Origin of the sequence: Pilimelia anulata (genome assembly GCF_014647895.1) — a bacterium.
GTDB lineage: Bacteria > Actinomycetota > Actinomycetes > Mycobacteriales > Micromonosporaceae > Pilimelia > Pilimelia anulata.
Genome location: NZ_BMQB01000011.1, coordinates 135,931 through 161,346 on the forward strand (window position 1 = coordinate 135,931; position 25,416 = coordinate 161,346).

22 protein-coding genes are annotated in these 25,416 nt (G+C 74.2%); 7 read left to right on the top strand and 15 right to left on the bottom strand.

What is annotated here, in order from left to right:
• Positions 1 to 2: 2 nt before the first annotated feature.
• On the bottom strand, positions 3 to 206 hold the full coding sequence (locus IEY94_RS20605; protein ID WP_189171944.1) for a hypothetical protein: 204 nt from the start codon (positions 204 to 206) through the stop codon (positions 3 to 5).
• A gap of 272 nt (positions 207 to 478) precedes the next feature.
• Between IEY94_RS20605 and IEY94_RS20610 the strand changes: the two genes are divergently transcribed.
• Entirely contained in the window at positions 479 to 748 is a 270-nt protein-coding gene (locus tag IEY94_RS20610) for a hypothetical protein (RefSeq protein WP_189171883.1), read from the top strand.
• Between the two features lie 100 nt (positions 749 to 848).
• Positions 849 to 1,544 carry an HAD family hydrolase gene (locus IEY94_RS20615; RefSeq protein WP_229784300.1) on the top strand — a complete coding sequence of 232 codons (696 nt, stop codon included), beginning with the start codon at positions 849 to 851 and terminating at the stop codon, positions 1,542 to 1,544.
• A 142-nt stretch (positions 1,545 to 1,686) separates the two neighbouring features.
• Here IEY94_RS20615 and IEY94_RS20620 read toward each other — a convergent pair whose 3' ends face one another.
• Positions 1,687 to 2,466, bottom strand: a complete 780-nt coding sequence (locus IEY94_RS20620) for a hypothetical protein (RefSeq protein WP_189171885.1) — start codon at positions 2,464 to 2,466, stop codon at positions 1,687 to 1,689.
• A gap of 193 nt (positions 2,467 to 2,659) precedes the next feature.
• On the opposite strand from IEY94_RS20620, the gene IEY94_RS20625 reads away from it, so the two are divergent.
• Complete coding sequence (locus tag IEY94_RS20625) at positions 2,660 to 3,472, top strand: hypothetical protein (RefSeq protein WP_189171886.1); 813 nt, start codon at positions 2,660 to 2,662, stop codon at positions 3,470 to 3,472.
• Between the two features lie 108 nt (positions 3,473 to 3,580).
• Here IEY94_RS20625 and IEY94_RS20630 read toward each other — a convergent pair whose 3' ends face one another.
• Genes IEY94_RS20630 through IEY94_RS20650 form a run of 5 tightly spaced genes read right to left on the bottom strand, consistent with a single transcriptional unit; the run spans position 3,581 to position 9,964 of the window.
• Entirely contained in the window at positions 3,581 to 4,345 is a 765-nt protein-coding gene (locus IEY94_RS20630) for a polysaccharide deacetylase family protein (RefSeq protein ID WP_189171887.1), read from the bottom strand.
• Positions 4,342 to 5,676 carry a polysaccharide deacetylase family protein gene (locus tag IEY94_RS20635; protein WP_189171888.1) on the bottom strand — a complete coding sequence of 445 codons (1,335 nt, stop codon included), beginning with the start codon at positions 5,674 to 5,676 and terminating at the stop codon, positions 4,342 to 4,344. The genes IEY94_RS20630 and IEY94_RS20635 overlap by 4 nt, the downstream gene beginning before the upstream one ends.
• 59 nt (positions 5,677 to 5,735) lie before the next feature.
• Complete coding sequence (locus IEY94_RS20640) at positions 5,736 to 7,247, bottom strand: polysaccharide deacetylase family protein (RefSeq protein WP_189171889.1); 1,512 nt, start codon at positions 7,245 to 7,247, stop codon at positions 5,736 to 5,738.
• A complete protein-coding gene (locus IEY94_RS20645) occupies positions 7,240 to 8,646 on the bottom strand; it encodes a glycosyltransferase family 2 protein (protein WP_189171890.1) in 1,407 nt (468 codons plus the stop codon). Before IEY94_RS20645 ends, IEY94_RS20640 begins: the two co-directional genes overlap by 8 nt.
• A gap of 10 nt (positions 8,647 to 8,656) precedes the next feature.
• Positions 8,657 to 9,964, bottom strand: coding sequence for a nucleotide sugar dehydrogenase (locus IEY94_RS20650; protein ID WP_189171891.1), 1,308 nt, complete (start codon positions 9,962 to 9,964; stop codon positions 8,657 to 8,659).
• A gap of 493 nt (positions 9,965 to 10,457) precedes the next feature.
• Here IEY94_RS20650 and IEY94_RS20655 point away from each other — a divergent pair, with 493 nt between their 5' ends.
• The 3 genes from IEY94_RS20655 to IEY94_RS20665 all read left to right on the top strand — a co-directional run bounded on the left by IEY94_RS20655 (position 10,458) and on the right by IEY94_RS20665 (position 13,836).
• Complete coding sequence (locus tag IEY94_RS20655) at positions 10,458 to 11,309, top strand: S1 family peptidase (RefSeq protein WP_189171892.1); 852 nt, start codon at positions 10,458 to 10,460, stop codon at positions 11,307 to 11,309.
• 112 nt (positions 11,310 to 11,421) lie between these two features.
• On the top strand, positions 11,422 to 12,384 hold the full coding sequence (locus IEY94_RS20660; RefSeq protein ID WP_189171893.1) for a helix-turn-helix transcriptional regulator: 963 nt from the start codon (positions 11,422 to 11,424) through the stop codon (positions 12,382 to 12,384).
• 225 nt (positions 12,385 to 12,609) lie between these two features.
• Entirely contained in the window at positions 12,610 to 13,836 is a 1,227-nt protein-coding gene (locus IEY94_RS20665; protein WP_189171894.1) for a S8 family peptidase, read from the top strand.
• 104 nt (positions 13,837 to 13,940) lie between these two features.
• Here IEY94_RS20665 and IEY94_RS20670 read toward each other — a convergent pair whose 3' ends face one another.
• The 7 genes from IEY94_RS20670 to IEY94_RS20700 form a co-directional block, all read right to left on the bottom strand.
• Entirely contained in the window at positions 13,941 to 14,888 is a 948-nt protein-coding gene (locus IEY94_RS20670; RefSeq protein WP_189171895.1) for a helix-turn-helix domain-containing protein, read from the bottom strand.
• Positions 14,889 to 15,032: 144 nt separating this feature from the next.
• Positions 15,033 to 17,216 (bottom strand): ATP-binding protein, encoded by a 2,184-nt coding sequence (locus IEY94_RS20675; RefSeq protein ID WP_189171896.1) that lies wholly within the window; start codon positions 17,214 to 17,216, stop codon positions 15,033 to 15,035.
• A 250-nt stretch (positions 17,217 to 17,466) separates the two neighbouring features.
• A complete protein-coding gene (locus IEY94_RS20680) occupies positions 17,467 to 18,492 on the bottom strand; it encodes an aldo/keto reductase (protein ID WP_189171897.1) in 1,026 nt (341 codons plus the stop codon).
• A 20-nt stretch (positions 18,493 to 18,512) separates the two neighbouring features.
• A complete protein-coding gene (locus tag IEY94_RS20685; RefSeq protein ID WP_189171898.1) occupies positions 18,513 to 19,859 on the bottom strand; it encodes an LLM class flavin-dependent oxidoreductase in 1,347 nt (448 codons plus the stop codon).
• On the bottom strand, positions 19,856 to 20,599 hold the full coding sequence (locus tag IEY94_RS20690) for an ABC transporter ATP-binding protein (RefSeq protein WP_189171899.1): 744 nt from the start codon (positions 20,597 to 20,599) through the stop codon (positions 19,856 to 19,858). Before IEY94_RS20690 ends, IEY94_RS20685 begins: the two co-directional genes overlap by 4 nt.
• The gene (locus tag IEY94_RS20695; protein ID WP_189171900.1) at positions 20,575 to 21,429 is read right to left on the bottom strand and encodes an ABC transporter permease; all 855 of its coding nucleotides are present in this window, start codon (positions 21,427 to 21,429) and stop codon (positions 20,575 to 20,577) included. The genes IEY94_RS20690 and IEY94_RS20695 overlap by 25 nt, the downstream gene beginning before the upstream one ends.
• Before the next feature lie 2 nt (positions 21,430 to 21,431).
• On the bottom strand, positions 21,432 to 22,511 hold the full coding sequence (locus IEY94_RS20700) for an ABC transporter substrate-binding protein (RefSeq protein WP_189171901.1): 1,080 nt from the start codon (positions 22,509 to 22,511) through the stop codon (positions 21,432 to 21,434).
• Positions 22,512 to 23,035: 524 nt separating this feature from the next.
• Between IEY94_RS20700 and hemC the strand changes: the two genes are divergently transcribed.
• Positions 23,036 to 23,965, top strand: coding sequence for a hydroxymethylbilane synthase (gene hemC / locus IEY94_RS20705; protein ID WP_189171902.1), 930 nt, complete (start codon positions 23,036 to 23,038; stop codon positions 23,963 to 23,965).
• A gap of 100 nt (positions 23,966 to 24,065) precedes the next feature.
• On the opposite strand, the gene IEY94_RS20710 is transcribed toward hemC, so the two are convergent.
• Entirely contained in the window at positions 24,066 to 25,229 is a 1,164-nt protein-coding gene (locus IEY94_RS20710; protein ID WP_189171903.1) for a S8 family peptidase, read from the bottom strand.
• Positions 25,230 to 25,416 lie beyond the last annotated feature (187 nt).

Below are 25,416 nucleotides of genomic sequence, written 5' to 3' on the forward strand. Positions count from 1 at the left end.
CGCTACGCCCCTTCGGCGAAGAAGGGGATCATGCGGTCCGGAATCTCGACGCACGCCTCGCCTTCCGGGATACCCATCTCGGCAAGAACGCTGGGGTCGGTCACCACCCAGCCCTGGATGATCCAACTACCGCGGTCGGTCTTGTAGAGAGTCGGGCTGTTGTGCGGCTGGCTCATCGGATCGCCGGCCACCAAGGTGATCTTCACGGTTGCCTCCTCGCACGCTACTTGTCGAATGTTGTGCCGGCACCATCCTGTGTGCACATCTCCGTGCAGTCAAGGCACAACAAGAGGCAAGGACATGGACCCGCAGTTCGGCGAGCCGGCAGGGTTCTCGACGGCACCCGGACGAGGACTGACGCCGTGCGGAACAGCTCACGCACCGCGGCGACAGGTGGGTCCGATGCCGGCGGGTGGAGAGCCGGCAACCCGAGTCGGCCTCCACCCATCCCGCTCTCACTGGCACAGGAGGCCGTTCGATGATCCATCCGGGTGACTTGCTGATCCTGCGGGAGAGGGAATGGCGCACAGGGCAGGGCAGCATTCTCGTCACCGTCACCGCGGTCGGTGACACCCGCTACGACGACGGCGACTGGTGGATCTCCGTGAAGTGCGGCCTGACCACGTGGCGGAAGCTGCCGGAGGTCAGGTTCATCGAAATTCGGGCTGCCAGCCTCGGGCGGGCCAGGCAGCGTGCCGAGACGCCAGCAACCGGGAGATGCTCGGTGAACCGGCAGGCAGGGAGGTGAGCCGGCAGAACCGGAGAGGACGGGTGTCCTCCGGTCGCACCCCCGGCGGGGAAGGCAGCGCCAATTCTGCGGCGTGTGCCCGGCGTGGCAGCATCGACGGGTGACCGGCACGCTCGTCCTCTGGGACATCGACCAGACCCTCGTCAACGTCAGCGCCCTCAGCCGCGCCCTCTACGAGCGCGCCTTCCGGCAGCTCACCGGCACCCCCCTGCGCGAGCTGGCCGAGATGGCCGGCCGCACCGAGCATGCCATCCTCAGCGAGACCCTGAACCGGCACGGCATCGCCGAGGACGCCGCCCTGCTGGCCGCCGGCTACGCCGCCCTGGCCGATGCCGCCGCCGAGCTGCGCGACGATTTCCGCCGGCTCGGCCGGGCGCTGCCCGGTGCGGCCGGCGCGCTCGCCGCCCTGGCCGGTGTCGCGCACCAGACGGTCGTCACCGGCAACCTGCGGCCGGTCGCCGAGATCAAGCTGGGCGCGTTCGACCTGGGCGGGCACATCGACTTCGCCGTCGGCGGGTACGGCTCGGACGGCGCGCGCCGGGCGGCGCTGGTCCGGCTGGCCCGGCAGCGGGCGCGGGACCGGCTCGGGACGGCGTTCGACGCGGACCGGGTCGTGGTGGTCGGCGACACGCCGCTGGACATCGAGGCGGCGCACGAGGCCGGCGTGCGCTCGATCGGGGTGGCGACGGGCGGTAGTTCGGCGGCGGTGCTGGCGGCGGCCCGGCCGACGGTCCTGCTGCCCGACCTGCGCGACGCCGACCGCCTGCGCGCCGCCGTCCTCGGCGGCGACCGCTGAACCCACTGTGCCGGCGGGCCGGGGCGGCGCGAGCCACCCCGACCGCTGGCGCTGTCCCGGCGGAACCGGAGCCTCGGCGCGGCTGACGGGCTACCACTGCCCCGGGTGCCCGCCGCGACGCGGGCACCCACCGCACCGCCGCCTACAGCGACGTCGCCCTGAAGTTGGTGAACTGGAAGTCGGTGTTGTCGCCGCGCACCCCCACCCGGCCCGGCTTGCGGATCGGCGCGCACCCCGTCCCGCGGTCGGTCACCGACAGCACCGGCAGGTCGACCCGGGCCGCGCCCAGCGTCACCGACCCGTCCGGGTTGCTCTTGGCGTACGCCGAGTACCACTTCCACTGGCTCGCCGCGATCCGGTACCCGCTCTTGCTGGCCAGCGTGTAGTACGTCCCGCCGTTGCTCGGCCCGCCCGGGCACTTCTTCTTGACCACGATCGCGCCGTCGCGCCGGGCCACCGAGACGTAGTACAGGCTCTCCTCGCCCTGGTACCGCAGGAACAGGTGCACCCCGTCCCAGTCGACGGCGGGCGTGCTGCGGGTGGCGGTCTGGGCGCTGACCCACAGCTTCGTCCGGACCTGCGCGTCGCCGAAGTCGGTCCGCTTGCTGACCAGGCGCAGGATGGCCGAGTTGGTACCGCGGGCGGAGTCGGCGTCGGGGGCGCGGTCGTTGACCGGTCCACTCCAGAACGCCATCCCGTCGGTGCTGGGCCGGGCGAACAGCGAGCCGCTGTCGAGCTGCCAGTCCGCCGAGCGGTGGGCCCGCGGGTCGGCGGGGTTCCAGTACGCGTACTCGTTGGTGACCAACTGCTCGCCGGCCGGCGGCTGCGGCGCGAACAGCGTGGCCGCCGCGGCGGGCGCCGGGACGGTCGTGGCGCCGAGCGCGACGGCCGCGGCGGCGGTGAGGAACCTGATCGCGCGCATCCGTACCCCCGTGAGTGAGGCCGCCGGGATGAACCCCGAGCGGCGTTAACGCACCATCGGCGTCGGGCGGCGCGGGCTGAGCCTTCTCGGACGTATCGGCGAACGCCAACCCACTCCCGGCAAAACGGCTGATTTAGGGCTAAAATGGAGATGGCGCGCACCCCGGCGCGCCCGACATCCCCCCGAGGCGGACATGCACGCATCGTCCCGCGCCGCCGTCGCGCTCGCCGCGACCGCCCTCGGCGCCCTGCCCCTTCCCCCGCCGGCCGCGGCACGCGGCCTCGACCTGCCCTTCCTGCCGCAGTCGCCCGGCCGCGGCCTGGTGACGAACGAGTGGGCCACCTACAACGCGCGGCTGTCCGCCGCGCACGTCTCGCCGGACTGGGAGATGACCAGCGGCTCACTGTTCGCGATGGACTCGCCGTACGGGCCGGCGTTCGCCAGCGGCCGGGTCGACGACCGGGAGCCGGACCCGGACTCGCGCGCCGGCACGAACTCGGCGATCTTCCGCATGGTCAGCCGCCGGGCCGACTTCGACGACGCCACGGTCCGGCTCAAGATCAGGGTGGACGAGCAGGACAGCACCCGCTCCACGCCGCGCACCGACTGGGACGGCGTCCACCTGTGGCTGCGCCACCAGAGCGAGACCAGCACGTACTACGCCAGCCTGCTGCGCCGCGACGGCCGCCTGGTGATCAAGAAGAAGTGCCCCGGCGGACCGTCCAATGGGGGCCGGTACCACGAGCTGAGCGAGGAGGTGCCGGGGTACCCGATCCTGCCGCACGCCTGGAAGCGGTTCACGGTGACGATCCGGACCAACGCCTCCGGCTCGGTGGCCATCGCGGTGTACCGGCTGGGGCGGCTCGTGGTCCGGGCGGTCGACGACGGGGTGGGCTGCGCGCCGATCACCGCGCCCGGCCGGGTGGGGCTGCGCGGCGACAACACCGAGTTCGCCTTCGCCGCCTTCGCCGTCGACCCGACCACCACCACCCCGACCACCGACTGACGCCCGTGGGGGCCGGACATCTCTCCGGCCCCCACGCAAACCCGAAACGGGGCGGGCGGGCCGGCTGCCGCCGACCCGCCCGCTCCTTTCCGGGGGAACACAGGAAAGTCAGCGCAGCGCCACCGTGCACAGCCCCTTGGCCCGCAGGCCCTCGATGATCGCCGGCAGCGCCTCGACGGTGTTCGCGGCGTCCAGCGTCCCGTCGTGCAGCAGGATCGACGCGCCCGGCCCGGCCGCGGCGACCACCGCGGCGGCGAGGTCGGCGGCGCGGCGGCCGCGCCAGTCCTCGCTGTCCACCGTCCACATCGACAGCCGCAGGCCGAGGTCCGCGGCCACGCCCTGCACCATCCGGCCACCGCTGCCGAACGGCGGGCGGGCCAGCGCCGGCGCCGGCACGCCGGCGGCGGTGATCGCCTCCTGCGTCCGGGCGAGCTGGTCGCGGACGGCGGGCTCGTCCAGGTCGGCCAGGTGCGGGTGGTCCCACGAGTGGTTGCCGATGGTGTGCCCCTCGGCGACCATCGCCCGCAGCTCGCCCTCCCGGCCGCGGACCTTCTCGCCGAGGACGAAGAAGGTGGCGGGTGCCCGGTACGCCCGGAGTACGGCCCGGACCGCCGGCGTGTGCCCGCCGGGCCCGTCGTCGAACGTCAGCGCCACCCGCCCGCGGGTGCAGGCGTTGCGCAGCGCGCTCGGGGCGGGCCGCGGGTCCGGCAGCGCCGCCGGGGCGGGCGGGCCCGCCTCGACCGCGGGCGCCGGCCGGACCAGCAGGACCGCGGCGACGCCGAGCGCCGCCACCGCACAGACCAGCTCGACCACCGACCGGCGCAGCGGCCGGCGGCGCGGGCCGGCGGCGCGCCGGGCACCCGCCCGGCTCACGCGCCGACCTCGGCCAGGTGGTAGTCGTCCGTGGTCAGCGTGCCGAGGCCGGTCAGCGCCAGGCCGAAGCTCAGCGCCGTCGCCCCCTCGGGCACCGCCGCCGACGTCAGCTCGGCCTCCCGCCAGTCGGCGGTCGCCGCCTGCGCGGGACCGGTGCGCCAGTACTTCCACACCCCGGCGGGGTCGCGGTAGTACAGCACCAGCCGGACGCTCGCCGTCGGGCCCCAGGTGCCGCGGTACCAGACCCGGGCCCGGTACGCCTTGCCCACGGTGACCGGCGGCGCGCACGCCGCCTCCGCCTGGTGGGTGATCAGCTTCCGGTCGCCGGAGGTGTACCCGGTGACCTGGACCTGCTGCGCGGCGCCGCCGGTGCGGCCGCCGGCGACCCGGCTCCACACCACGCTGTTGGTGCCGAAGCCGCCGCGCTGGAAGCAGCTCGGCACGTTCTGCGCGCCGACGGCCTCCAGGCTCGGGTTCGGCACCAGGTTGCCCTCCTCGCCGGGCAGCTTCGGCCCGCTGACCGGCGCGGCCGTCGCCCCGCCGACCACGTCGTCGACGGTCTTGACGACCGTCCCCGCGCCGGCCCGGGCGCCGAGCCAGTCCAGGAAGGAGCCGAGCAGCGCGGGGTCGATCGTGTACACGCCGCCGCAGGCGTTCGCGCACACGTGGTGGAAGACGAGCTGCACCCAGCCGCCGCCGGCGTTCTCGGCGTTGGTGACGTACGACTGGAGGTCGGCCAGGGTGGTGGTGTCCTTGACCGAGTCGCTGGCCCGGGTCATGTGCCGGCGCTGCGGCGGTGCGGACTCCACCGGCGGGCAGCCGGCGCAGGTGCCCGGCGACTTGATCCCGCCGACGCCGCGGGCGCTGTTGTACCCGCAGTCCGCCGCGATCTCCTTGGTGGTCGCGTCGGCGTCGCCGTACGGGTACGCGAGGCTGCGCACCGCGAACCCGCGGTCCAGCAGCGCCACCCGGTCGTCGCAGATCTCCCGCCGCTGGTCGTCGGCGCTGAGGGTGGGCAGGTCCACGTGGTCGGTGGTGTGCCCGCCGATCTCGTGGCCCTGCGCCCGCAGCGCCTCCAGGTCGGCCTGGCTGAGGAAGCCGGTGGCGCCGATCCGGCCGGAGTTGACGTAGAAGGTACCGCGCATCCCGCGGGCGTTCAGCAGCGGCGCCGCCTCGGTCAGGTGCCCGCGGACGCCGTCGTCGAACGTCAGCGACACGATGGTCTGCTTCGGTTCGGTGTCGGCGTACGAGCTGGCGGCCACCAGCGCGGCGCCCGCGGCCACCGCGAGGGTGACCGGCCAGACGGCCCGGCGGATGGGGATCTTTCGCATCGATGTCCTGTTCGTTCGGGGCCGGAGGCGCTCCGGCCGGTCGCGTGGTGCGTGCGCCGTCAGGCCGTCGCGACGCCGGTGAGCCGGGCGTCCTTCAGCGAGACGACGCACCGGCCGCCGGTCTCGGCGCCGAGGGCGACGCCCCCGGCCGCGAGGCGGCGGTCGATGGTGGCGGTCAGCGCCGGCGAGCCGGCCACCCGCACGCTGACCGCGCGGCCGCGCACCCGGACCACGACGGTCCGCCGCCCGGTGCCCGCCGGGACCGGCGCCGCGGCGAGCTGCCGGCGCGGGCCGGCGAGGATCTGCTCGCGGATCGCCGCCCGGGCGTGGCCGACCGCGATCTCCACCCGGCCGTAGTGGCCGGTGCCGGTGCCGGTGCGGACCGCGAGCACGGCCGTGCAGGCCCGGCTGGTGCCGCTCAGCTCGGCGGTCAGCGTGTAGTCCAGCCAGCGGCTCGTGTTGACCTCCGGGTCCTCGCAGATCCCGGCCCGCTCGACCTCGACGGTGATGACCGCGCCGGCGCGGAAGCAGCGGGCCGGGTTGCCCGGCTCGGGCCGCAGGTCCAGCGCCGTCAGCGCCGCGGGCGGCGGCACCGGCTGGGCCCGGTACACCAACTCCATCAGCCGGGTCGGGCTGAGCGTGGTGCGCACGCCGATGCGCGGCAGCCGGTACCGCGGCGAGCGCGCCCGCAGGGCGTCGATGTGCCCGGTGGGCACGCCCTCGCCGACGAACGCCAGCCCGTACCCGGCGTCGGCGAGCACCTGCGGCAGCGCCGCGGCCTCGGCGCCGGTGCCGGCGTCGGCGAACGGGTACGCGAACGCCGCCGCCGGCCCGCCGAGGTGCTCGGCGAAGTACCGCTGGCTGGCGGCCAGGTCCGCCCGCACCCGCTCGCGCCAGGCGTCGAGCGACTCCACGCCCGCGCCGGCGACGAGCCGGTGGGCCAGCGCCGGGCGCAGGTTGCCCGGTACCGGGGCCATCGTGTCCAGCGCGTGCGTCCGGCCGCCGAACTCCCACCGCCCGGTCTCCCGGAGCTGCTGCACCTGCCGGTGCGACAGGTACGGCGACGGCGTGCCGGCGTCGACCAGCCGGCCGGTGCTGAGGAAGGCCGCGGCGGTGAAGCCGTACCGGGCCAGCATCGGGTCGGCGGTCGTCCAGTCGGTGATGGCGCCGCCGTCGAACGTGATCAGCACCGCCCGCTGCGGCAGGTCCACGGGCGCGCCGTCGAGCAGCGCGCGCACGTCGGCGAGCGTGACCGACTTGTACCCGGCGGCGGCCAGCGCCGCGAGGTGCCCGGCGAACGTCCGCCGGCTGACCGCGCTGGACTCGTGCGGCCGGTCGGTGACCGCGTGGTACGTCAGCACCGTGACGGTGTCCGGGACGACCGGGATGGCCCGGCCGGTGCCGGACTGCTCCTGCGGCGCCGCGGCGAGCTGCGGCGGGTCGAACGGCCGGCTCAGCCCGATCCAGGCGTCCACGGCGACGGCGAGGGTGGCCAGCGCGACGCCGGCGGTCAGCAGCCGGACGAACCGGCCCATCGGCCCCTCGCGCCCGGTGGTGGCGGGCTCAGGCATGGCGCACCGCCGCCCGGTCGGCCGCGGGCCGCGGCGCGGGCACGGCGGGCCGCTCGGCGTCGCCGCGGGTGCCCCACTTGCCGTCCCGGATGCGCAGGACCGCCCAGAGGAGCTGCGGCGACAGCGCGATGTAGAAGAAGGCGCCGAGGAACGCGTACGGCCACAGCCCGTCGTTGCGCAGCGCGCGGTAGAGCAGCGCGTACGCCCCGGAGATCAGGTACAGGCCGACGAAGTACACCACCGGGAACCGGCCGTGGGTGAGCGGCTGGATCAGGCTGTACAGCAGGACGACCGGGCTGAGCAGGCCGGCGAGCGTCTGGACCGCTACCGCGGGCAGCGCCCGGGGGCGCGAGCGCCAGATGTGCCCGAGCAGCAGCGGCCCCTCCCGGGTCCACGACTTCTTCCAGCGGAGCTGCTGCTTGAAGAAGGTGCCGTACGCCTCGGGGGCGTCGGTGTGCGCCCGCGCGCCGGAGTCGTACCGGGCGATCCAGCCGTCCCTGAGAATCCGGTTGGTGAGCGCCCGGTCGTCGCCGTACGTGCACGCGGTGCCGAGGAACCGCTGGTGCTCCCACCGTTCCAGCAGCGGCAGCACCGCCGCCCGCCGGTACGCGGCGAAGCAGCCGGAGCAGCAGGTGACCGCGCCGAGCACCGACTCGGCGCTCTTGAGGAGCTGGAACGAGATGTAGTACCGGGTGGCCTGCATCCGGGTCAGCGTGTTCGCCCGGGCGTTGCGGACGAACGTCAGCCCGGAGATCGCCCCGACCCGCTCGTCGGCGAAGCCCTGGACGAGCTGCCGGATCGCGTCCGGCTCGGGTACCGAGTCGGAGTCGACGAAGACCAGGATCTCCGCGGTGGTGGCCCGGATGCCGGCGGCCATCGCCGCCCGCTTGCCGCGGTTGCCGCCGAGGTCGAGGCAGCGGACGGCGCCGTGCGGGTACTGCGCCGCGGCGGCGGTCATCCGCTGCCAGGTGTCGTCGGCCGAGCCGTCGTTGACGACGACCAGTTCCAGCTTGTGCGCGGGGTAGTCGAGCTGCCGGCAGGCGTGGATGGTCCGGGCGACGGCGGCCCCCTCGTTGTACGCGGGCACGACGATCGCCACGGTCGGCTCGTGCCCGACGTCGCGCGGCCGCCGGTAGAGGATGGCCAGGCCGAACCGGCTGAGCACGTAGCTGGTGACGACGACCGTGTACCCGGCGGTGAGCAGGTCGCCGCGCAGGTAGGCGACCTTGACGCCGAGGTGCCAGGCGATCAGCGCGCAGATCGCGCCGACGGCGAGCAGCGCGGCGACGCCGATCGGGCCGGTGCGGTACCGGGTGGTGTCGCAGGCCGGCGCCGCCGGCGGCCGGGCGGGCGGGGCCGCCGCGGGCGCGGCGGGTTCGGGCGGGGTGCGCTGGTACACGGCGGCCGCCTCAGAGCGCCGCGACGTGCGCGGCGACGGCGAGCCGGTTGCGGGTGTCCAGCAGCCGGGGCGCCGCCGCGCTGATCGCGGCGTAGTCGAACGCGTCGTGGTCGGTGACCAGTACGACGAGGTCGGACCGCGCGGCGGCGGCGACCAGGTCGGCCGGGTCGACCGGCTTGACGCCGGGGAAGGCGCGGGCGAGCCGCTCGGGCAGGTCCCGGACGAGCGGGTCGCCGACGGACACCGCGGCGCCGTGCCGGACGAGCTGCTCGATCAGCCCGGTGGCCGGGGTCTCCCGGGTGTCGCCGCTGTTCCGCTTGTACGCCAGCCCGAGGACGAGGATCTCGGCGCCGTTGACGGCGATCCGGTGCCGGTTGAGCAGGTCGGCGATCCGCCCGTACACGTACCGCGGCTGGTCGGTGTTGACCCGCATGGCCAGGTCGACGAAGTCGAACCGGCGGCCGAGCCGCCGCTCGATCCGGTCGGAGAGGTAGGCGGGGTCGACCGGCAGGCAGTGCCCGCCGACGCCGGGTCCGGGGTCGAACCGCTGGAACCCGTACGGCTTGGTGGCGGCCGCGTCGAGCACGTCCCAGATGGACACGCCCAGCTCGTGCGCGTGCCGGCCCAGCTCGTTGACCAGGGCGATGTTGACGTGCCGGTACGTGTTCTCCAGCAGCTTGGCCATCTCCGCGGTGGCCGCGCTGCGGCACGGCACGACGGTGTCGCACAGCGACGCGTAGAAGCTCTCGGTGGCCTGCCGGCTGGCCGGGTTGATCCCGGCGACGAGCTTGGGCGTGTTGCCGAAGTGCCAGCGGATGTTGCCGGGGTCGATCCGCTCGGGCGAGAAGCCGACGAGCAGGTCGCCGTCCGCGGCGGTGATCCCGGCCGGGTTGCGCTCCAGCGCCTCGCGGAACTCCCCGTCGGTGGTGCCGGGCGCGACGGTCGACTCGAGCACGACCAGGCAGCCGGGGCGCAGGTGCTCGGCCAGCTCGGCGGCGGCGGCCAGGACGGCGGTCAGGTCGGGGCGCTCGTCGCGCAGCGGGGTCGGGACGGTGACCAGGGCGACGTCGAAGCCGGCCAGGTCGGCCGGGTCGCCGGTGGGCCGGTACCGGCCGGTGCGCAGCAGGTCGTCGATGTCGCGGTCGCCGAGGTCGTCGATGGGCGAGGTCCCCGCGCGCAGCGCTGCCACCTTCGCCGCGTCGATGTCGTACCCGACGACGGTGTGCCCGGCGGCGACGGCGGCGCGCGCGGCCGGCAGGCCGACGTACCCCTGGCCCACGACGGCGACCCGGAATGGCGAGGGTGTGGTGCACTGCATGGGCGTGGCCTCCCGCGGCGAGTCCTGAATGGAGGACGAACGGGCGTTCCATAGCCGACGCCGAATGCCCGATTTGTCCGTTCGGAGATCCCAACGGCGCCGCCGCCGAACCGGAACGCCCCCGCCGCGGGGGAACATCAGACCAAAGCGATCGGGGTCGGTGGTTCGGGAGGCCCGTGGGCGGCCGAACGTGCGACACAAGGGTCCGGTCGTCCGAGGAGCGAGGCCGCCGAGCAGGCGTTTCGCCACCCGTCCCGGCGCGCGCCGGCGCCGCCACCCCGCCGACCCCGGGCCCGGGAAAGCCGCCGGGCGCGGTGCGGCAATTCGGGTCGTACAGCGCGATTCCCTGCAATCCATTGGCGGCCACTGTGGCTAATGGCGAGCCCCGCTATTCAACAGAATAGCTGGCCCGTGGGATCAACGCATTGAAGGATACTTATGTCTTGGCCTGCCGGACGCCTACCGTGCAATTGCTGTTCGAGAGAGGAGCACGGTGAAAATTCGTAGGCTCGGGCTCGTTGCCGCGGTCATCGCGGTGCAGGCCATCACCAGTACACCCGCACTGGCCGCGCCCGTCGCGACCACCCCGAATGCGGACGAGACCGCGACCCCCCGGGTCATCAACGGCTCGCCCGCCTCCGTGAAGGATTACCCGTACGTCATCATCGGCACCCGCAAGGGCGGACCCCGCCCGCAGGGCGCGAGCTGCACCGGCTCGGTCGTCGCCCCGCGCAAGGTACTGATCGCCGCGCACTGCAAGTTCGCCGACGGCGACAAGCGATTCCTGTACGGCCTCGACAAATACACCAGCGATGCCGGCGGCACCTGGATCGAGGTCACCGACTACAAGGCCCACCCGAAGTACGACAGCAATAACGGGTGGCAGAAGGGGTACGACGTCGCGGTCGTGACGCTCGCGGCCGACGTGCCGGTGCCGTCCGGGTACAAGTTCCCGCGCGTCGCCACGTCGAAGGACACGGCGCTGACCGCCATCGGCAAGACGACCAACTTCGTCGGGTACGGCCGGATCAAGGCCGACGAGAACGACAGCGCCGTCCTGCTCAAGACGGACCTGCCGGTCATCGCCGAGAGCAGTTGCAAGTCGTTCCTGCCCACGTACAACGCGAAGTTCATGTTCTGCTCGGGCTTCGCCGACGGCAAGACCGGCATCTGCCAGGGCGACTCCGGCGGCGGCACGCTCGTCGACGGCGTCGTCGTGGGCGTGGCCTCGTTCGTCAAGACGGGCTGCGGCTCGTCCAGCGGCTTCGCCAAGCTGACCGGCGAGCTGGGCGACTGGGCCGTCGGCGAGATCGGTACGGCAGCGGGAACCCGAACGTCCGGCTGAGCGCCGAGCCGGCGACGGCGGGGCGGGCGCATCCGGCGCCCGCCCCGCCGCATTTTTCGGATTCCCGACAATGGCGGTGCCCACTCGGGCACGTGGATAGGCTGGCGCCGGTATGGACGAGCTACTGGAACCCGTGGGCCTGGGCGCGCTGGAGAGCGCCCTTTACGTGCGCCTGCTCGCCGCCCCCCGCAGCAGCGCCGACGACCTCGCCGTCGCCACCGGCCTGCCCGCCGCCGAGCTGACCGGCGCGCTCACCCGGCTGACCGAGCACGCGCTGATCACCCGACTCGCCGGCACCCCCGCCCGGTACGTCCCCGCGCCCCCGGACCTCGCGATCGACGCGCTCGCGCTGCGCCGGCAGGAGGCGCTGGAGCGGCTGCGGGCCCGGGCCCGCGACCTCACCCGGGGCATGGCCGCCATCCCCCGGGGCAACGCGACCGACCTGATCGAGCTGATCGAGGGCGACCAGGCCGTCCTGCACCAGCTCGCCCGCATCCAGCTCGCGGCCGAGCGCGAGGTGACGATCATCGACTGCCCGCCGTACCTGATGGGGCAGCCGATCGCCAACGACGAGCAGACGCAGGCGATGAACCGCGGCATCCGGTACCGGGCGATCTACCACGCCCCGCTGCTGGCCGAGCCGACCAAGCTGCAGAACGTCCTGCAGTGCATGGCGCTCGGCGAGGACGCCCGGGCGCTGCCGGACATCCACCTCAAAATGATCATCGTGGACCAGCGGGTCGCGGTGATCCCGCTGAGCTTCGGCGGGGCCGAGACCAAGGTGCGGATCCTCATCCACCAGTCGCCGCTGCTGAGCGTGCTGGTCATGCTGTTCGACCTGCTCTGGGACAAGGCCACCCCGGTGGGCGCCCGGCCGGCGCCGGACGGGCCCAGCCCGCGCGACCGGGAGCTGCTGATGATGCTCGCCGCCGGCATGAAGGACCGGGCGATGGCCCGGGCGCTGGGCGTCACCGAGCGCACGGTCACCCGCCGGATCACCCTGCTGATGGAGGGCCTGGGCGCCGCCACCCGGTTCCAGGCCGCCCTGCAGGCCGCGCACCGCGGCTGGCTCTAGCCCGCGCCGGGGCCGTGACCAGCGGTTCCCCGGACACATTCGGGCATCGGCACCAATAAACCGAAAGTTGCGAACCGTGGGGGCCGGTCGGCTTGTAGCCAGCTATCCGCGAATAGCGTTCACTGGTTAGCGTCAATATCTTCCGCCCGGGAAACACACCCATTCCGGGCGGCGTACCCGGTTGTGAGCGCCGTCGGCCGGGCCTATTGCAGGAGGCACCCAACTGTGAAAAGCACCGCAACCGGACGCTGGGCCCTCGCCGCCGCCGGCGTCGTCACCCTCGCCACCGTCATCGCCGTACCGGCCGCCGCCCTCGGCGCCCCGGCGGAGGGCTTCGTCCGCTCGGCCGTCGAGCGGCCGATCGCCGGCGCCTACATCGTCCAGCTCCGCGAGAGCGCCCGCATCGCCGCCGGCCCGGCCGCGATCGAGGCCGCCGCCGCGGGCCTGGGCCGCCGCTACGGCGGCGACGTGCACGCCGTGTACACGCACGCGCTGCACGGCTTCGCCGTCCGCGGCCTGTCCGACCGGGCCGCCCACCGGCTCGCCGCCGACCCGGCGGTCGCGCAGGTCCGCGCCGACGGGCTCGCCCGGGCGGTCGACACCCAGGACAACCCGCCGAACTGGGGCCTGGACCGGATCGACCAGCAGGCGCTCCCGCTGGACAAGAAGTACACGTACAACGCGACCGGCGAGGGCGTGACGGTGTACGACACCGACACCGGCATCCGCCCGACCCACGCGGAGTTCGAGGGCCGGGCGTCCGTCGGCGCCGACTTCATCAAGGACGGCAAGAACGGCATCGACTGCCAGGGCCACGGTACGCACACCGCCGGCACCTCGGTCGGCAAGACCGTCGGCGTCGCCAAGAAGGCCAAGGTCGTCGCCCTGCGCATGCTCGGCACGAACTGCACCGGCAACGGCCCCGACTCGGCCGGCGTCGAGGCGATCGACTGGATCACCAAGAACGGCGTCAAGCCGGCCGTGGTGAACATGAGCTGGACGTTCGACGACGCCCACCTGGGCGACACCGCGCTCGCCAACTCGATCGCCGCCGGCTTCGTCTACGTCGCCGCGGCGGGCAACAGCAACACCGACGGCTGCTCCACCGGCCCCGGCGGCGTGGCCAAGGACGTGCTGAACGTCGGCGCCACCTCGCGCAACGACGCCCGGGCGAGCTTCTCGAACTACGGCACCTGCCTGGACATCTTCGCGCCGGGCGACAACATCCCGTCGGCGTCGCACAGCAGCGACACCGGCAGCGCCACGATGTCCGGCACCTCGATGGCGGCCCCGCACGTGACCGGCGTCGTCGCGCTCTACCTCCAGCGCCACCCGCAGGCCAACCAGGCCGAGGTCACCAAGGCCCTCACCGACTCGGCGATCAAGGGCAAGGTCACCAACCCGGGCAGCGGTTCGCCGAACCTGCTGGTGTACACGGGCGACATCAAGTAATTCCGGTTCTCTCCGGACTCGGCGGGTCAAGTGGGGCGCCGTCCCGACCGAGACGTGGGGCCCGGTCCGTTCGCGGACCGGGCCCCACGGCGTTCAGCCCTTGCTCACTCCCATTCCCAGCGCATCCCGGCCAGGCCGGGCGGCGCGTCGACCGTGACCATCTGGGCCGTGCCGGACGTGCCCAGCCACAGCTCCTCGCCCTCGTCGGCGTGCGTGTCCGCGGACCGGCGGTCCACTTTGAAGCAGCGCGCCGGCAGGGCCGCCTGGTCGAAGTCGACCGACAGCGAGTACTCCCGGATCGGCAGGGCGTGCCGGCGGACGTACTCGTCGATCACGGCGTCGCTGGGCGGCGGGACGATCTCGTAGTCCAGCGTGGCGTACTCGCCCCGTTCCAGCACCCGGTCGAGCACCAGCTCGGCGACCGAGAAGCCGGTCTCCGGGTCGGCGCGCAGCCGGCCGGGCCGGCAGTACCGGGTGCGGCCGATGACCGGCCGGTCGGCGCCGGGCTCCTCGCACCAGTACACGACCCGGCACCGGGACACCCGGTCGGCGAGCGCCAGCACCACGAGCCGGGTGCGCAGCGAGCGGCACCGGCGGTCCGGCCCGAGCCGGTACTCGTCGTGGATGGACACCCGCAGCAGGTGGTCCTGCGGCGGGACGGCGAGCTGCGCGTACAGCCGGTTCAGCCCCTCCGGCGCCGGCCACAGCCGCTGCGGCGGCAGGCTCGGCACCGTCCGGTCCAGCCAGCGGCCGCGCGGCCGCCGCGGCACGTCGAGCAGGGCGGACAGGGATCCGCCGGGGAGCTTGAGCAGCTCCTCCAGCACGGGCACGGCCCGCATCGAGATGGGCCGCTCGGGACGGCTTCGGCCGCGTCGCCAGTAGCTCAGCGTGCTGAGGCTCAGCCCGATGCCGCGGGCCAGCAGCTCCTGCTGGATCCGCTCGAGGCTCCAGCCGCGGCACTCGATCGCCAGGTGCAGGGCGACCGAGAACGGACCGGTACGGAGTACCTGCTCTAGTTCCCGATCCAAAGGTCGGGCCAACGTTTCGGTCATTGTCGATTCCTTGCTGCCGGGGAAGCACCGAGTATCACCCCGCGTGACCGTGAGAGAGCCCGCCGACTACCGACAACGTCGGAAACCAGAAGCAATCTTGAAGGGTTTCAATCGCCACTCGATGCCAATTGAAACAGCCTGTAGTCAGTCAATAACGGGCAATGTCCGGCGGTTCCCGGCAGCCGGCAGGGTGAACCGGAACCGGCTGCCCCCGCCGGGGTTCGGCTCCACCCGGATGCTCCCGCCGTGCCGCTGGACGATCCGCTGGCAGATCGCCAGGCCCAGACCGGTGCCCTGGTACCCGGTGCCGGGGTGCGCCCGGTGGAAGGTCTGGAACACCTTGTCGGCCTGGTCGGCCGGGATGCCGATGCCCCGGTCCGCCACCACCAGCTCGACCGTCCCGTCCGGCCGCGGGCCGCCGGACACCGTCACCGCGGCCGGGCGGCCCGGCGCGGTGTACTTGACCGCGTTGCCGATGAGGTTGTCCAGGAGCTGCCGGACCATCGCCGGGTCCCCGCGCACCGTCGGCAGTTCGCCGACCACCTCGATCACCGGCGGCACCCCGCCGGCCGCCCGCAGGTGCGCGGTGCGCTCGGTGACGATCTGGTCGACGAGCAGCCGCGGGTCCACCCGGACCGGGTGGTGCGGGGCGTCCCGGGCGGTGGCGTAGCTGAGCAGGTTGTCGATCAGCCGGCGCATCCGGTCCACGCCGTTGACGATCGAGTCGACGCTCGACCGGGCCGCCCGCCCGGCCTCGCTGGTCAGGCCCGAGGCCAGGTCGTACTGGAGCAGCTCGCTGTACCCGGCGACCGCGGCGAGCGGGGCCTTCAGGTCGTGCGCGACGATCCCGGCGAACGCGTCCAGCTCGGCGGTCTGCTCGCGGAGCTGCTCCTCGGTCTCCCGGCGCTGCCCCAGCTCCCGTTCCAGCAGGTCGGCCGCCCGGGCGAGCTGCTCCTCGTGCCGCTTGCGGGCGGTGATGTCGCGCAGCACCGCGACCGCGCCCGGCGCGTCCGCCGAGCGCAGGGCACGGGCGCTCGCGCTCAGCACCGCCCCCTCGTACGGGCCGCTGCCGACGATCGTCAGCTCCACCCGGTCGACGGCCTCGCCGCCGCGGGCGGCCCGGATCCACGGCAGCTCCGGCTCGGGGAACGGCGACCCGTCCGGGTGCCGGACGGCGTCCCCGGCCGGCCAGGCGCCGGGGTCGGCGCCGACGAGCACCCGGGCGGCCGCGTTGTGGTGGACCAGCGCGCCGCCGCGGTCGACCACCAGCACCGGCTCGCCGATGCTGTCCATGATCGTGCCGAGCAGGTCGGCCTGCTCCCGCGCCTCCTGCTCCCGGCGGCGCAGCTCGGCGGTCGCCTCGACCACCCGGCTCAGCGCCCTGGCCCGCGCGCTGAGCAGGATGAACGCGAGCACCGACAGCAGCAGTGCGATCGCCGTACCGCAGATCAGCGCCAGCCGGACCAGGAACGTCCCGCCACCCGGCAGCCGGGTGGACCGGGCCGTCGTGCGCAGCGACCACTGCTCCTGCGCGACCGGGATCGTCACGGTCCGGTTCAGGTCGGCGCCGGCCGGCCCGCCGTACGCCGCCACCGGCTCCGGGCCCGCCGCGCCGGAGGCGACCAGCGTCGCGCCGAGCAGGTCGCCGGCCGAGCTGCGCAGCGTCCCCTCGATGAAGTCCTGCCCGCGCAGGCCCATCAGCACCCAGCCGCGGAACGCCCGCCGCCCGTCGGCGCCGACCGGGCTGTGCACCGGCGCGGCGATGACGAACGAGTGCTGCTGCTGGTCGGGCGGCAGGTCCCGGTCCCGGAGGAGCTGGTACGTGTCCGACGCCGTCACCGCGTCGGCCCGCTGGGCCCGCAGCAGCGCGGCCCGCGACTGCGGCGCCTGGGTGACGTCGATGCCGGTGACGGTCTCGTTCGTCCCGTCCAGGTTGCGCTCGAAGACGCTGAACATGTGCTCGCCCGCGCCGACCGGCCGCAGGGTCAGGCCGCCGGCGCCCCGCCCGCGCCAGAACGCCTCGACCGCCCGCACCCGGTCGTGCGCCGCGGGTACCACGAACACCACCGCCGAGGCGCCGCTGAACTGCTGGTCGGCCAGGGGCGCGGTCAGGTCCTGGAAGTCCGCCCGGGTCAGGTCGGTCTGCGACCCGGCGGCGGCGGCGACGTTGCGGACGGCGTCGACGTACCGGGTGGCCTCGGCGCTGACGGCCTGCCGGGCGAGCGCGGTGTGCCGGTCCATCACCTGCCGGGCGACCCCGTCCCGGTTCGCTTCCAGCAGGTCCGCCGAGACCAGGGTGACCGCGAGCCCGATACCCAGCGTGATCACCGCGAATGCGACAGCCGTGTGGCGGCTGTCGCCCCGCGCGAGCGCACTGAGCAGGGAGCCCACCGAATCATGATCGGCCAGGCCGGCGGCCGGCGCGGCGGATCGGCCATGATCATAGCGAAAGCGTCAGGTCTGATGTTTCGGGGCGAATCGACCAGCATACCGCGCCACGCCGCACCGGCGCGCACAGGGGAACCCGGTCGCCGGCGCGCGTCCGTCCACACGCGCCGGCGACCGGGTCGGGACCGGCTCAGCGGCGCCGCACCGCGGGCTCGGTCAGGGAGGGAGGCTGGTAGCCGGCGTCGGCCGGGTTCAGGGTGACGCCGGGCGGGACGATCTCGTCGATCCGGTCGAGCACGTCCGCCGGCAGGGCGACCTTGGCGGCGCCGAGCGCCGACTCGAGGTGCTCCAGCGTGCGCGGCCCGATGATCGCCGAGGTCACGGCCGGGTGTTGCAGGACGAAGCCGAGCGCCAGGTGGATCAGCGACAACCCGGCCTCCTCGGCCAGCGCCGTCAGGTGCTCGACGGCGGCGAGCTTCGAGGCGTTGTCCGGCCGGGTCGGGTCGTACCGGGCCGGGAAGCGGTCGGCCCGCTTCGAGATCGGCGCGGTCAGGCCCCCGTGGTAGCGGCCGGAGAGGTAGCCGCCGGCCAGCGGGCTCCACGGCAGGACCGCCAGGCCGTACCGCTGGGCCACCGGCAGCACCTCGCGCTCGACGCCGCGGGCGAGGATCGAGTACGGCGGCTGCTCGCTGACCACCCGCTCCCGCCCGCGCTTGTCGGCGATCCACTGGCCCTCGACGATCGCCGACGGCTCGAACGTGGACGTCCCGATGTACCGGATCTTGCCCTGCCGGACCAGGTCGCTCAGCGCACCCAGCGTCTCGTCGAAGTCGGTGCCCGGCTCGGGCCGGTGCACCTGGTACAGGTCGATCCAGTCGGTGTCCAGCCGGCGCAGGCTGTGCTCGACCGCGGCGTGGATCCACCGGCGCGAGTTGCCCCGGGTGTTGCGGCCCTCGCCGATCTGGCCGTGGAACTTCGACGCCAGGAACACGTCGTCCCGCCGGCCGTGCAGCGCCTTGCCGACGATCGTCTCCGACTCGCCCTGCGAGTACACGTCGGCGGTGTCGATGACGTTGATGCCCTCGTCCAGCGCCCGGTGGATGATCCGGATGCCGTCGGCGTGGTCCGGGTTCCCGCGCGGGCCGAAGTTCATCGCGCCGAGGGTCAGCGTGCTGACCTCGACGCCGGTGCGGCCGAACGGCCGGTACTCCACCATGTCTGCTCCTTCGGTCGGTGTCAGGCCACCGGGGCCCGCGCGGTGTCGTGCCGGTTGGCCGGGCGGGGCAGGCCGAAGTGCTCCCGCAGCGTCCGGCCGGTGTACTCGGTGCGGAACAGCCCGCGGCGCTGCAGGATCGGGACCACCTCGGCCACGAACACCTCCAGCCCGGACGGCAGCACCGGCGCCATGATGTTGAACCCGTCCGCGGCGCCCGCGTCCCACCAGTGCTGGATCGCGTCCGCGACCTGCTCCGGCGTACCGGCGAACGTGCGGTGCCCGCGCCCGCCGCCGAGCCGGCCGATGAGCTGGCGCACGGTCAGCCGCTCCCGCCGGGCCAGCCCGACCACGAGCGTGTACCGGCTCTTGGCGCCCTCGATCTCGTCCTCGCCCGGCAGGTCGGCCGGCAGCTCCCGGTCCAGGTCCAGGTCCTCCGGGCGGACCCGGAGAGTCTGCGCGAGCTGCCGCTTGGCGTACTCGGGGCGGATCAGGTGGTCCAGCTCCTCCTCGAGCGCCAGCGCTTCCCGCTCGGTCGAGCCGATCGCCGGCACCAGGCCGGGCAGGATCCTCACCGCGGCCGGGTCCCGGCCGAGCGCCCGGGCCCGGTCCTTCAGCCCGGTGTAGAAGGCGCGGGCCTCGTCGAGCGTCTGCTGGGCGGTGAACACCGCCTCGGCGTACCGGGCGGCCAGCTCCCGGCCGTCCGCCGACGAGCCGGCCTGGACCAGCAGCGGGTGGCCCTGCGGCGAGCGCGGCAGGTTCAGCGCGCCGGCCACCCGGAAGTGCCGGCCGGCGTGCCGGGCCGGGTGGATCCGGTCCTGGTCGCCCCACACCCCGGCGGCCTTGTCGGCCAGCACCGCGTCGTCGGACCAGCTGTCCCAGAGCTTGATCGCCACGTCCAGGAACTCGGCCGCCCGCTCGTACCGCTCCCGGTGCGCCGGCAGCTCGTCCAGGTTGAAGTTGCGGGCCGCGTCGATGCCGGCGGTGGTCACGACGTTCCAGCCGGCCCGGCCGCCGCTGACGTGGTCCAGCGAGGCGAACCGGCGGGCCAGGTTGAACGGCTCGTTGTACGTCGTCGACGCCGTCCCGATCAGCCCGATGTGCGCGGTCGCCCCGGCCAGCGCGGTGAGCAGCACGGTCGGCTCCAGCCCGCCGGACGGCCGCCGGCCGACGTTGTTGCGCAGCACCGGGCTGTCGGCGAGGAACAGCGAGTCCAGCTTGCCGGCCTCGGCGGTCCGGGCGAGGCGCCGGTAGTGGCCGATGTCGACGTGCGCGTGCGGGTCGGTCGCCGGCAGCCGCCAGGCCGCCTCGTGGTGGCCGACGGTCATCAGGAACGCGTTGAGGTGCAGGTGCCCGGGGCGGCGGCTCATGCCGGCACCCCGTCCTCGACGACGCCGAGGGCGGCCAGCAGGCGCTCCCGGTACCCCTGGAACGCCGGGTCGCGCGGCGACCGCCGCCCGGCCAGCTCCAGCCGCAGGTCGACGGCGATCCGGCCGGCGTCCAGCACGACCACCCGGTCGGCGAGCAGCACCGCCTCGTCGACGTCGTGGGTGACCAGCAGGACGGTCGGGCGGTGCCGGTCGCACAGCTCGCGCAGCAGCCGGTGCATCCGGATTCGGGTCAGCGCGTCCAGCGCGCCGAACGGCTCGTCGGCCAGCAGCAGCTCGGGCTCGCCGACCAGCGACCGGGCCAGCGCGACCCGCTGCTGCTCGCCGCCGGAGAGCTGGTGCGGCCAGGCCCGCTCGCGGCCGGCCAGGCCGACCTCGGCGAGCGCCTCGGTGCCGAGCCGGCGGGCCTCGGCGTGCCGCAGGCCGAGGATCACGTTCTCCAGCACCCGGCGCCAGGGCAGCAGCCGGGAGTCCTGGAACACCACCGAGACGCGGCGCGGGATGTGCAGGTCGCCGTCCCCCTCGACCGCGTGGTCCAGCCCGGCCAGCGCCCGCAGCAGCGTGCTCTTGCCCGAGCCGCTGCGGCCGAGGACGGCGACGAACTCGCCGGGCGCGAGGTCCAGGTCCAGCTCGTCGAGGACGAGGTGGCTGCCGAACCGGCGGGTCAGGCCCGCGATCCGGACGCCGGTACCGGCGGTCAGCTCGTCAGCGTGCGGCGCCATGCCAGCACCCTCCGTTCGATCAGCCGGAGCACGGAGTCGGAGGTGAAGCCGAACAGCCCGTACACGACCAGGCCGACGACGATCACGTCGGTCTGCGCGTACAACTGCGCCTGCGCCATCATGTAGCCGATGCCGCTGAGCGCGTTGATCTGCTCGACCGTGATGAGGATCAGCCACGACCCGGTCACCGCGAGCCGCAGCCCGACGAAGAAGCCGGGCAGCGCGCCGGGGAGCACGACGTGCCGGAGGAACTGCCAGCGGGTGTAGTTCTGCACCTCGGCCAGCTCGACGTACCGCGCGTCGATGCCGGTCAGGCCGGCGTGCGTCTGCACGTACATGATCACCGCCACCGCGATGGCGATCAGCACGATCTTGAAGCCCTCGTCGATGCCCAGCCAGAGGATCAGCAGCGGGATCAGGCCGATCGTCGGGATCGCCCGCTTGATCTGCACCGGGCCGTCGATCAGCGCCTCGCCGACCCGGCTGACCCCGGCGGCCACCGCGAGCGCCGTGCCGATCACCGCGCCGATGCCGAACCCGAGCACCGCCCGTTGCAGCGAGGCGAGCACGTGGGCGTGCAGCTTGCCGGTGGTGATCAGGTCGGCGGCGGTGGCGACGACGGTCCACGGGGCGGAGAGCAGCCGCGGGTCCAGCAGGCCGGTGGCCGAGGCCGCGGCCCACAGCGCGACGACCAGCAGCGGGCCGACCGCGCGGGCGTACGGCACCCGCCGGCCGGGCCCCAGCCGGCGCCGCCGCACCCGGGCCGCCCGGGCGGGCGCGCGGCCGGCGGTCGGGAGCGCGACGATCTTCGGGTACGCCTGGACGCTCATGCTCACTCCCGGTACTCGGCCGGGACGGCGTCCGCGGCGATGGTCTCGAACCGGCGGTCGAACAGGTCGCCGGCCCTGACCGGCTTGATGAACCCGCCGGCGACCAGCAGGTCGGCGGACTCCTGCTGCCAGGCCAGCGCCCGGTCCCAGTTGCGCGGGAAGGCGGGCTTGTCCTCGGCGTCGACGATGCGCGCGCCGTCGGCGGCGGTCACCCCCTGGTCCTTGACGTAGTACGCGTCGATCCACTCCCGCGGGTGCCGGTGCGCCCACACCTTCGACTGCGCCCAGTACGGGATGAACGCCCGGATCGCCGCCGCCTTCCGCGCGTCGGCGAGCACGTCCTGCGGCGCCCACAGGATCGTCAGGTAGTCGACGGCCGTGATCGGGATGGCCGTCGCGCCGTCCTTGCGGTACTCGGCGAGGTACTTGGTCAGCGACGGCTCGGCCAGCGGCGCGACGTCGATCTGCTTGCTCTGCAGCGCGACGAGGAACTGGGTGCTGCTCAGCGTCACCAGCTTCACGTCGGTCGGCTTCAGGCCCTGCTCCTTGAGCGTGCGCAGGACGACCAGCCCCTGCGCCTGGCCCTGGGAGAAGCCGATCTTCTTGCCGCGCAGGTCCCTGACGCCGGCGACCGGGCCGCCCGGCGCGGTGGCGAATCGGTAGATCGGCGCCCGCTTGGTCTGCACGGCCACGATCCGCGCGCCCACATTGATCGCCCGGGCCTGGATCGGCGGGATGCCCGCGTTGGACGCGAGGTCGATCGAGCGGGCCCGGAAGCCCTGGATCACGTCCGGCCCGGCCTGGATGTTCGGCCAGTCCCGCACCCGGAACGGCAGCTTCCCGATCTCGCCGGACGCCTCCAGCGCGCGCCGGGTCTGGTGGATCGAGATCACCAGCTCGGTGTCGGGTGCGACGGCGGTCGGCAGCGGCGCGGCCGCGGCCAGCTCGACGCCCGGCGCGGCGTCGTCGTCGGCGCAGCCGGCGAGGCCGGCGGCGGCGACGCCGAGCAGGCCGCCCAGCAGGGTGCGGCGGTGGACCAGGGGGGCTCGGTGGCGGTCGGATCGGGGCGTGGTGTGGCTCACGGCTGCTCCTTCGCTGGCGGCGGGGCCGGCGGGTGTGCGGGGTCGGCGCGGCGCCGGGTGGGCCGCGCGGACGGTACGGCGGGGCGCCGCCGGCGCGGGGGTGCGCGGGCGGTGCGGCGGAGGGGTGTGGCGGTCGGAGGTTCAGCGCCCGCGGGTGCGCGGGGCGGACGGGTGCCGGTCGGCACCGCTCGGCGACCTCAACAACCGCTGCTGCACGTGCGGAGGAAGTCGATGAAGCGGCGCCGTACGAGACGCTTGCTTCGATCCATTCCCGAAATATAGGCGGTGGCGGGCGGGTGTCCCAGAGGTATGTGACCGGCATCACCCAGTAGACCGCTATGTCATATGGGACTGATAGATATTTGACCAACGTTTCCGCAGTTCAGCTTGCTGTCGGTTCGTCAGGGACACGAGATGCCGCGCCGATCGGGTAGGGCTGCCCGGGCCGGCCCGGCGGTGACCCGGTCGGGTGAGGAGGTGGGCTCGGCGCCGGGGCGGATCGGCCGCCGCCTACCCTGGGGGCCATGCCCGCCCGTCGGCTCATCCGCATCGGCACCCGCTCCTCCCCGATGGCGCTCGCCCAGGTCGCCCGGGTCCGCCGGGACCTCGCCGCCGCCCACCCCGACATCGACACCACCGTCGTACCGATCACCACCTCGGGCGACAGGTGGGCCGGGCCGCTGTCCGCGCTGGGCGGCAAGGGCGCGTTCACCAAGGAGGTCGACCAGGCGCTGCTCGCCGGCGAGGTCGACCTGGCGGTGCACTGCATGAAGGACGTACCCGGCGACCGGCCGGTCCCGGCCGGCACCACGTTCGCCGCGTACCTCGCCCGCGACGACATCCGCGACGCGCTCGTCCACCCGGGCGGGGCGAAGCTGGCCGACCTGCCGCCCGGCACCCGGATCGGCACCTCGGCGGTCCGCCGGGTGGCCCAGCTCCGCCGGGCGCACCCCGACTTGGAGACCGTCCCGATCCGCGGCAACGCCAACAGCCGGCTGGCCAAGCTCGACGCCGGCGAGGCGGACGCGCTGCTGCTCGCCGTGTCCGGGCTGGAGCGGATCGGCCGGACCGACCGGATCACCGAGATCCTGTCCGCCGAGGCGATGTGCCCGCCGATCGGTGCCGGGGTGCTGGGGCTCCAGTGCCGGGCCGACGACGCGGCCGCGATCGAGGCGGTCAGCCCGCTCGGCGACCGGGAGACCTGGCGGGAGACGACCGCGGAGCGGATGTTCCTGCACGTCCTGCAGGGCCACTGCAACAGCCCCATCGCCGGGTACGCCCGGACCGAGCCGGACGGCCGGATCGGCCTGCGCGCGCAGGTGTTCAGCAGCGACGGCAAGACCGTCCTGGACGCGCACGAGTGGGACCGCGACCCGCTGATCCTCGGTACGTCCGCCGCCCTCACCCTGCTCAAGCAGGGCGCCCGCGACCTGATCGACGCCATCCCCCACTGACGACCGCGCGCCGGCGCTCCGTCCGGCGGAGCGGGTGCATCCGTGGTCGCCACGACGACAACGAATGCACCCGCTCCCGAGGGGACGCGGCTGCGGTCGGTCAGGAGCCGACGTACAGCAGCTTGTTGACCGTGTCCTTCGCGCCCGTGATCACGTCCGGGGTCGCGGCGGCCGCCAGGGCCTCGGCGACCGCGGCGGGGGTGGCGGCGGGGTTGGCCTCGAGGTACAGCGCCGCGGCGCCCGCCACGTGCGGCGCGGCCATCGACGTGCCGCTGCTGCTCTTGGTGGCGTTGTCGTCGCCCTTGCCCCACGCGCTCACGATGTCGACGCCCGGCCCCCAGATGTCCACGCAGCTCCCCCAGTTGGTGAACGACGCCGCCGCGTCGGTCCGCTGGCTCGCCGCGACCGTGATCGCCTCCTTGGTACGGGCGGGCGACGCGCGGCAGGCGTCCTTGCGGTCGTTGCCGGCGGCGAGGACGAATACGACCCCCGAGGCGATGCCGCGCCGGACCGCGTCGTCCGACGCCTGGCTGACGGGGCCGCCCAGGCTCATGTTGGCCACGGCGGGCTTGACGGCGTTCTTGGTGACCCAGTCGACGCCGGCGACGACGACGCTCATGTCGCCGGTGCCCTGGCAGCCCAGCACCCGGACGGCGTGGACCTTCGCCCCGGGCGCCATGCCGTACGCGGTGCCGGCGGTCGTCCCGGCGACGTGGGTGCCGTGGCCGTGGCAATCCACGGCGCCGCCGCCGCTGGTCACGCCGTCGAAGCCGGGTACGGCGCGGCCGCCGAAGTCCGTGTGGGTCTGCTTGATGCCGGTGTCGATGATGTAGGCGTTCACGCCCGCGCCGCCCTTGCCCGTCGGCGTGTACCGGTCGTCGAGGGGCAGCTTGCGCTGGTCGCTGCGGTCCAGGCCCCACGGGGCGGCGGGCCGGCCCGGCCGGTCGTCGAGGCTGACCCGCTGGTCCTGCTCGACGTAGGCGACGGCGGCGTGCGCCGCGAGGCGGGCGGCGGCGCCCGCGGTACCGGCGAACTGGAAGCCGGACACCGCGTCGTAGGTGCGGACGACCCGGCCGCCGTACGCGTCGGCGATCCGGCCGGCGGTCGCCGCGGCCCCGCCGCGGGCGACGGCGCCGTCCCTGAACTTCACGATGTAGCTGCCGGCGATGGCCGCGGGGCTGTCGGCGGCGAGTACCGGCCCGACGGCCTCCTGCGCGTGCGCGGCGCCGCCGCCGACGACGGCCGCAGCGACGGCGGCGGCCATGACGAATCCGACTCTTCGGCGGGTGGAACCGGTGCGGTGGCCCATGGTGGCGTCTCCTGGCCTCGACGGGTGGGTCGCGGGATCGCCGGGCAAACCCGGCGCGCCACCGCGAAGACAGTGGCGCTGATCGATGCCGTGAAACGTATGTCCGCGGGGTCGGCGCGAGACAGCATTGAACGTTGACAGC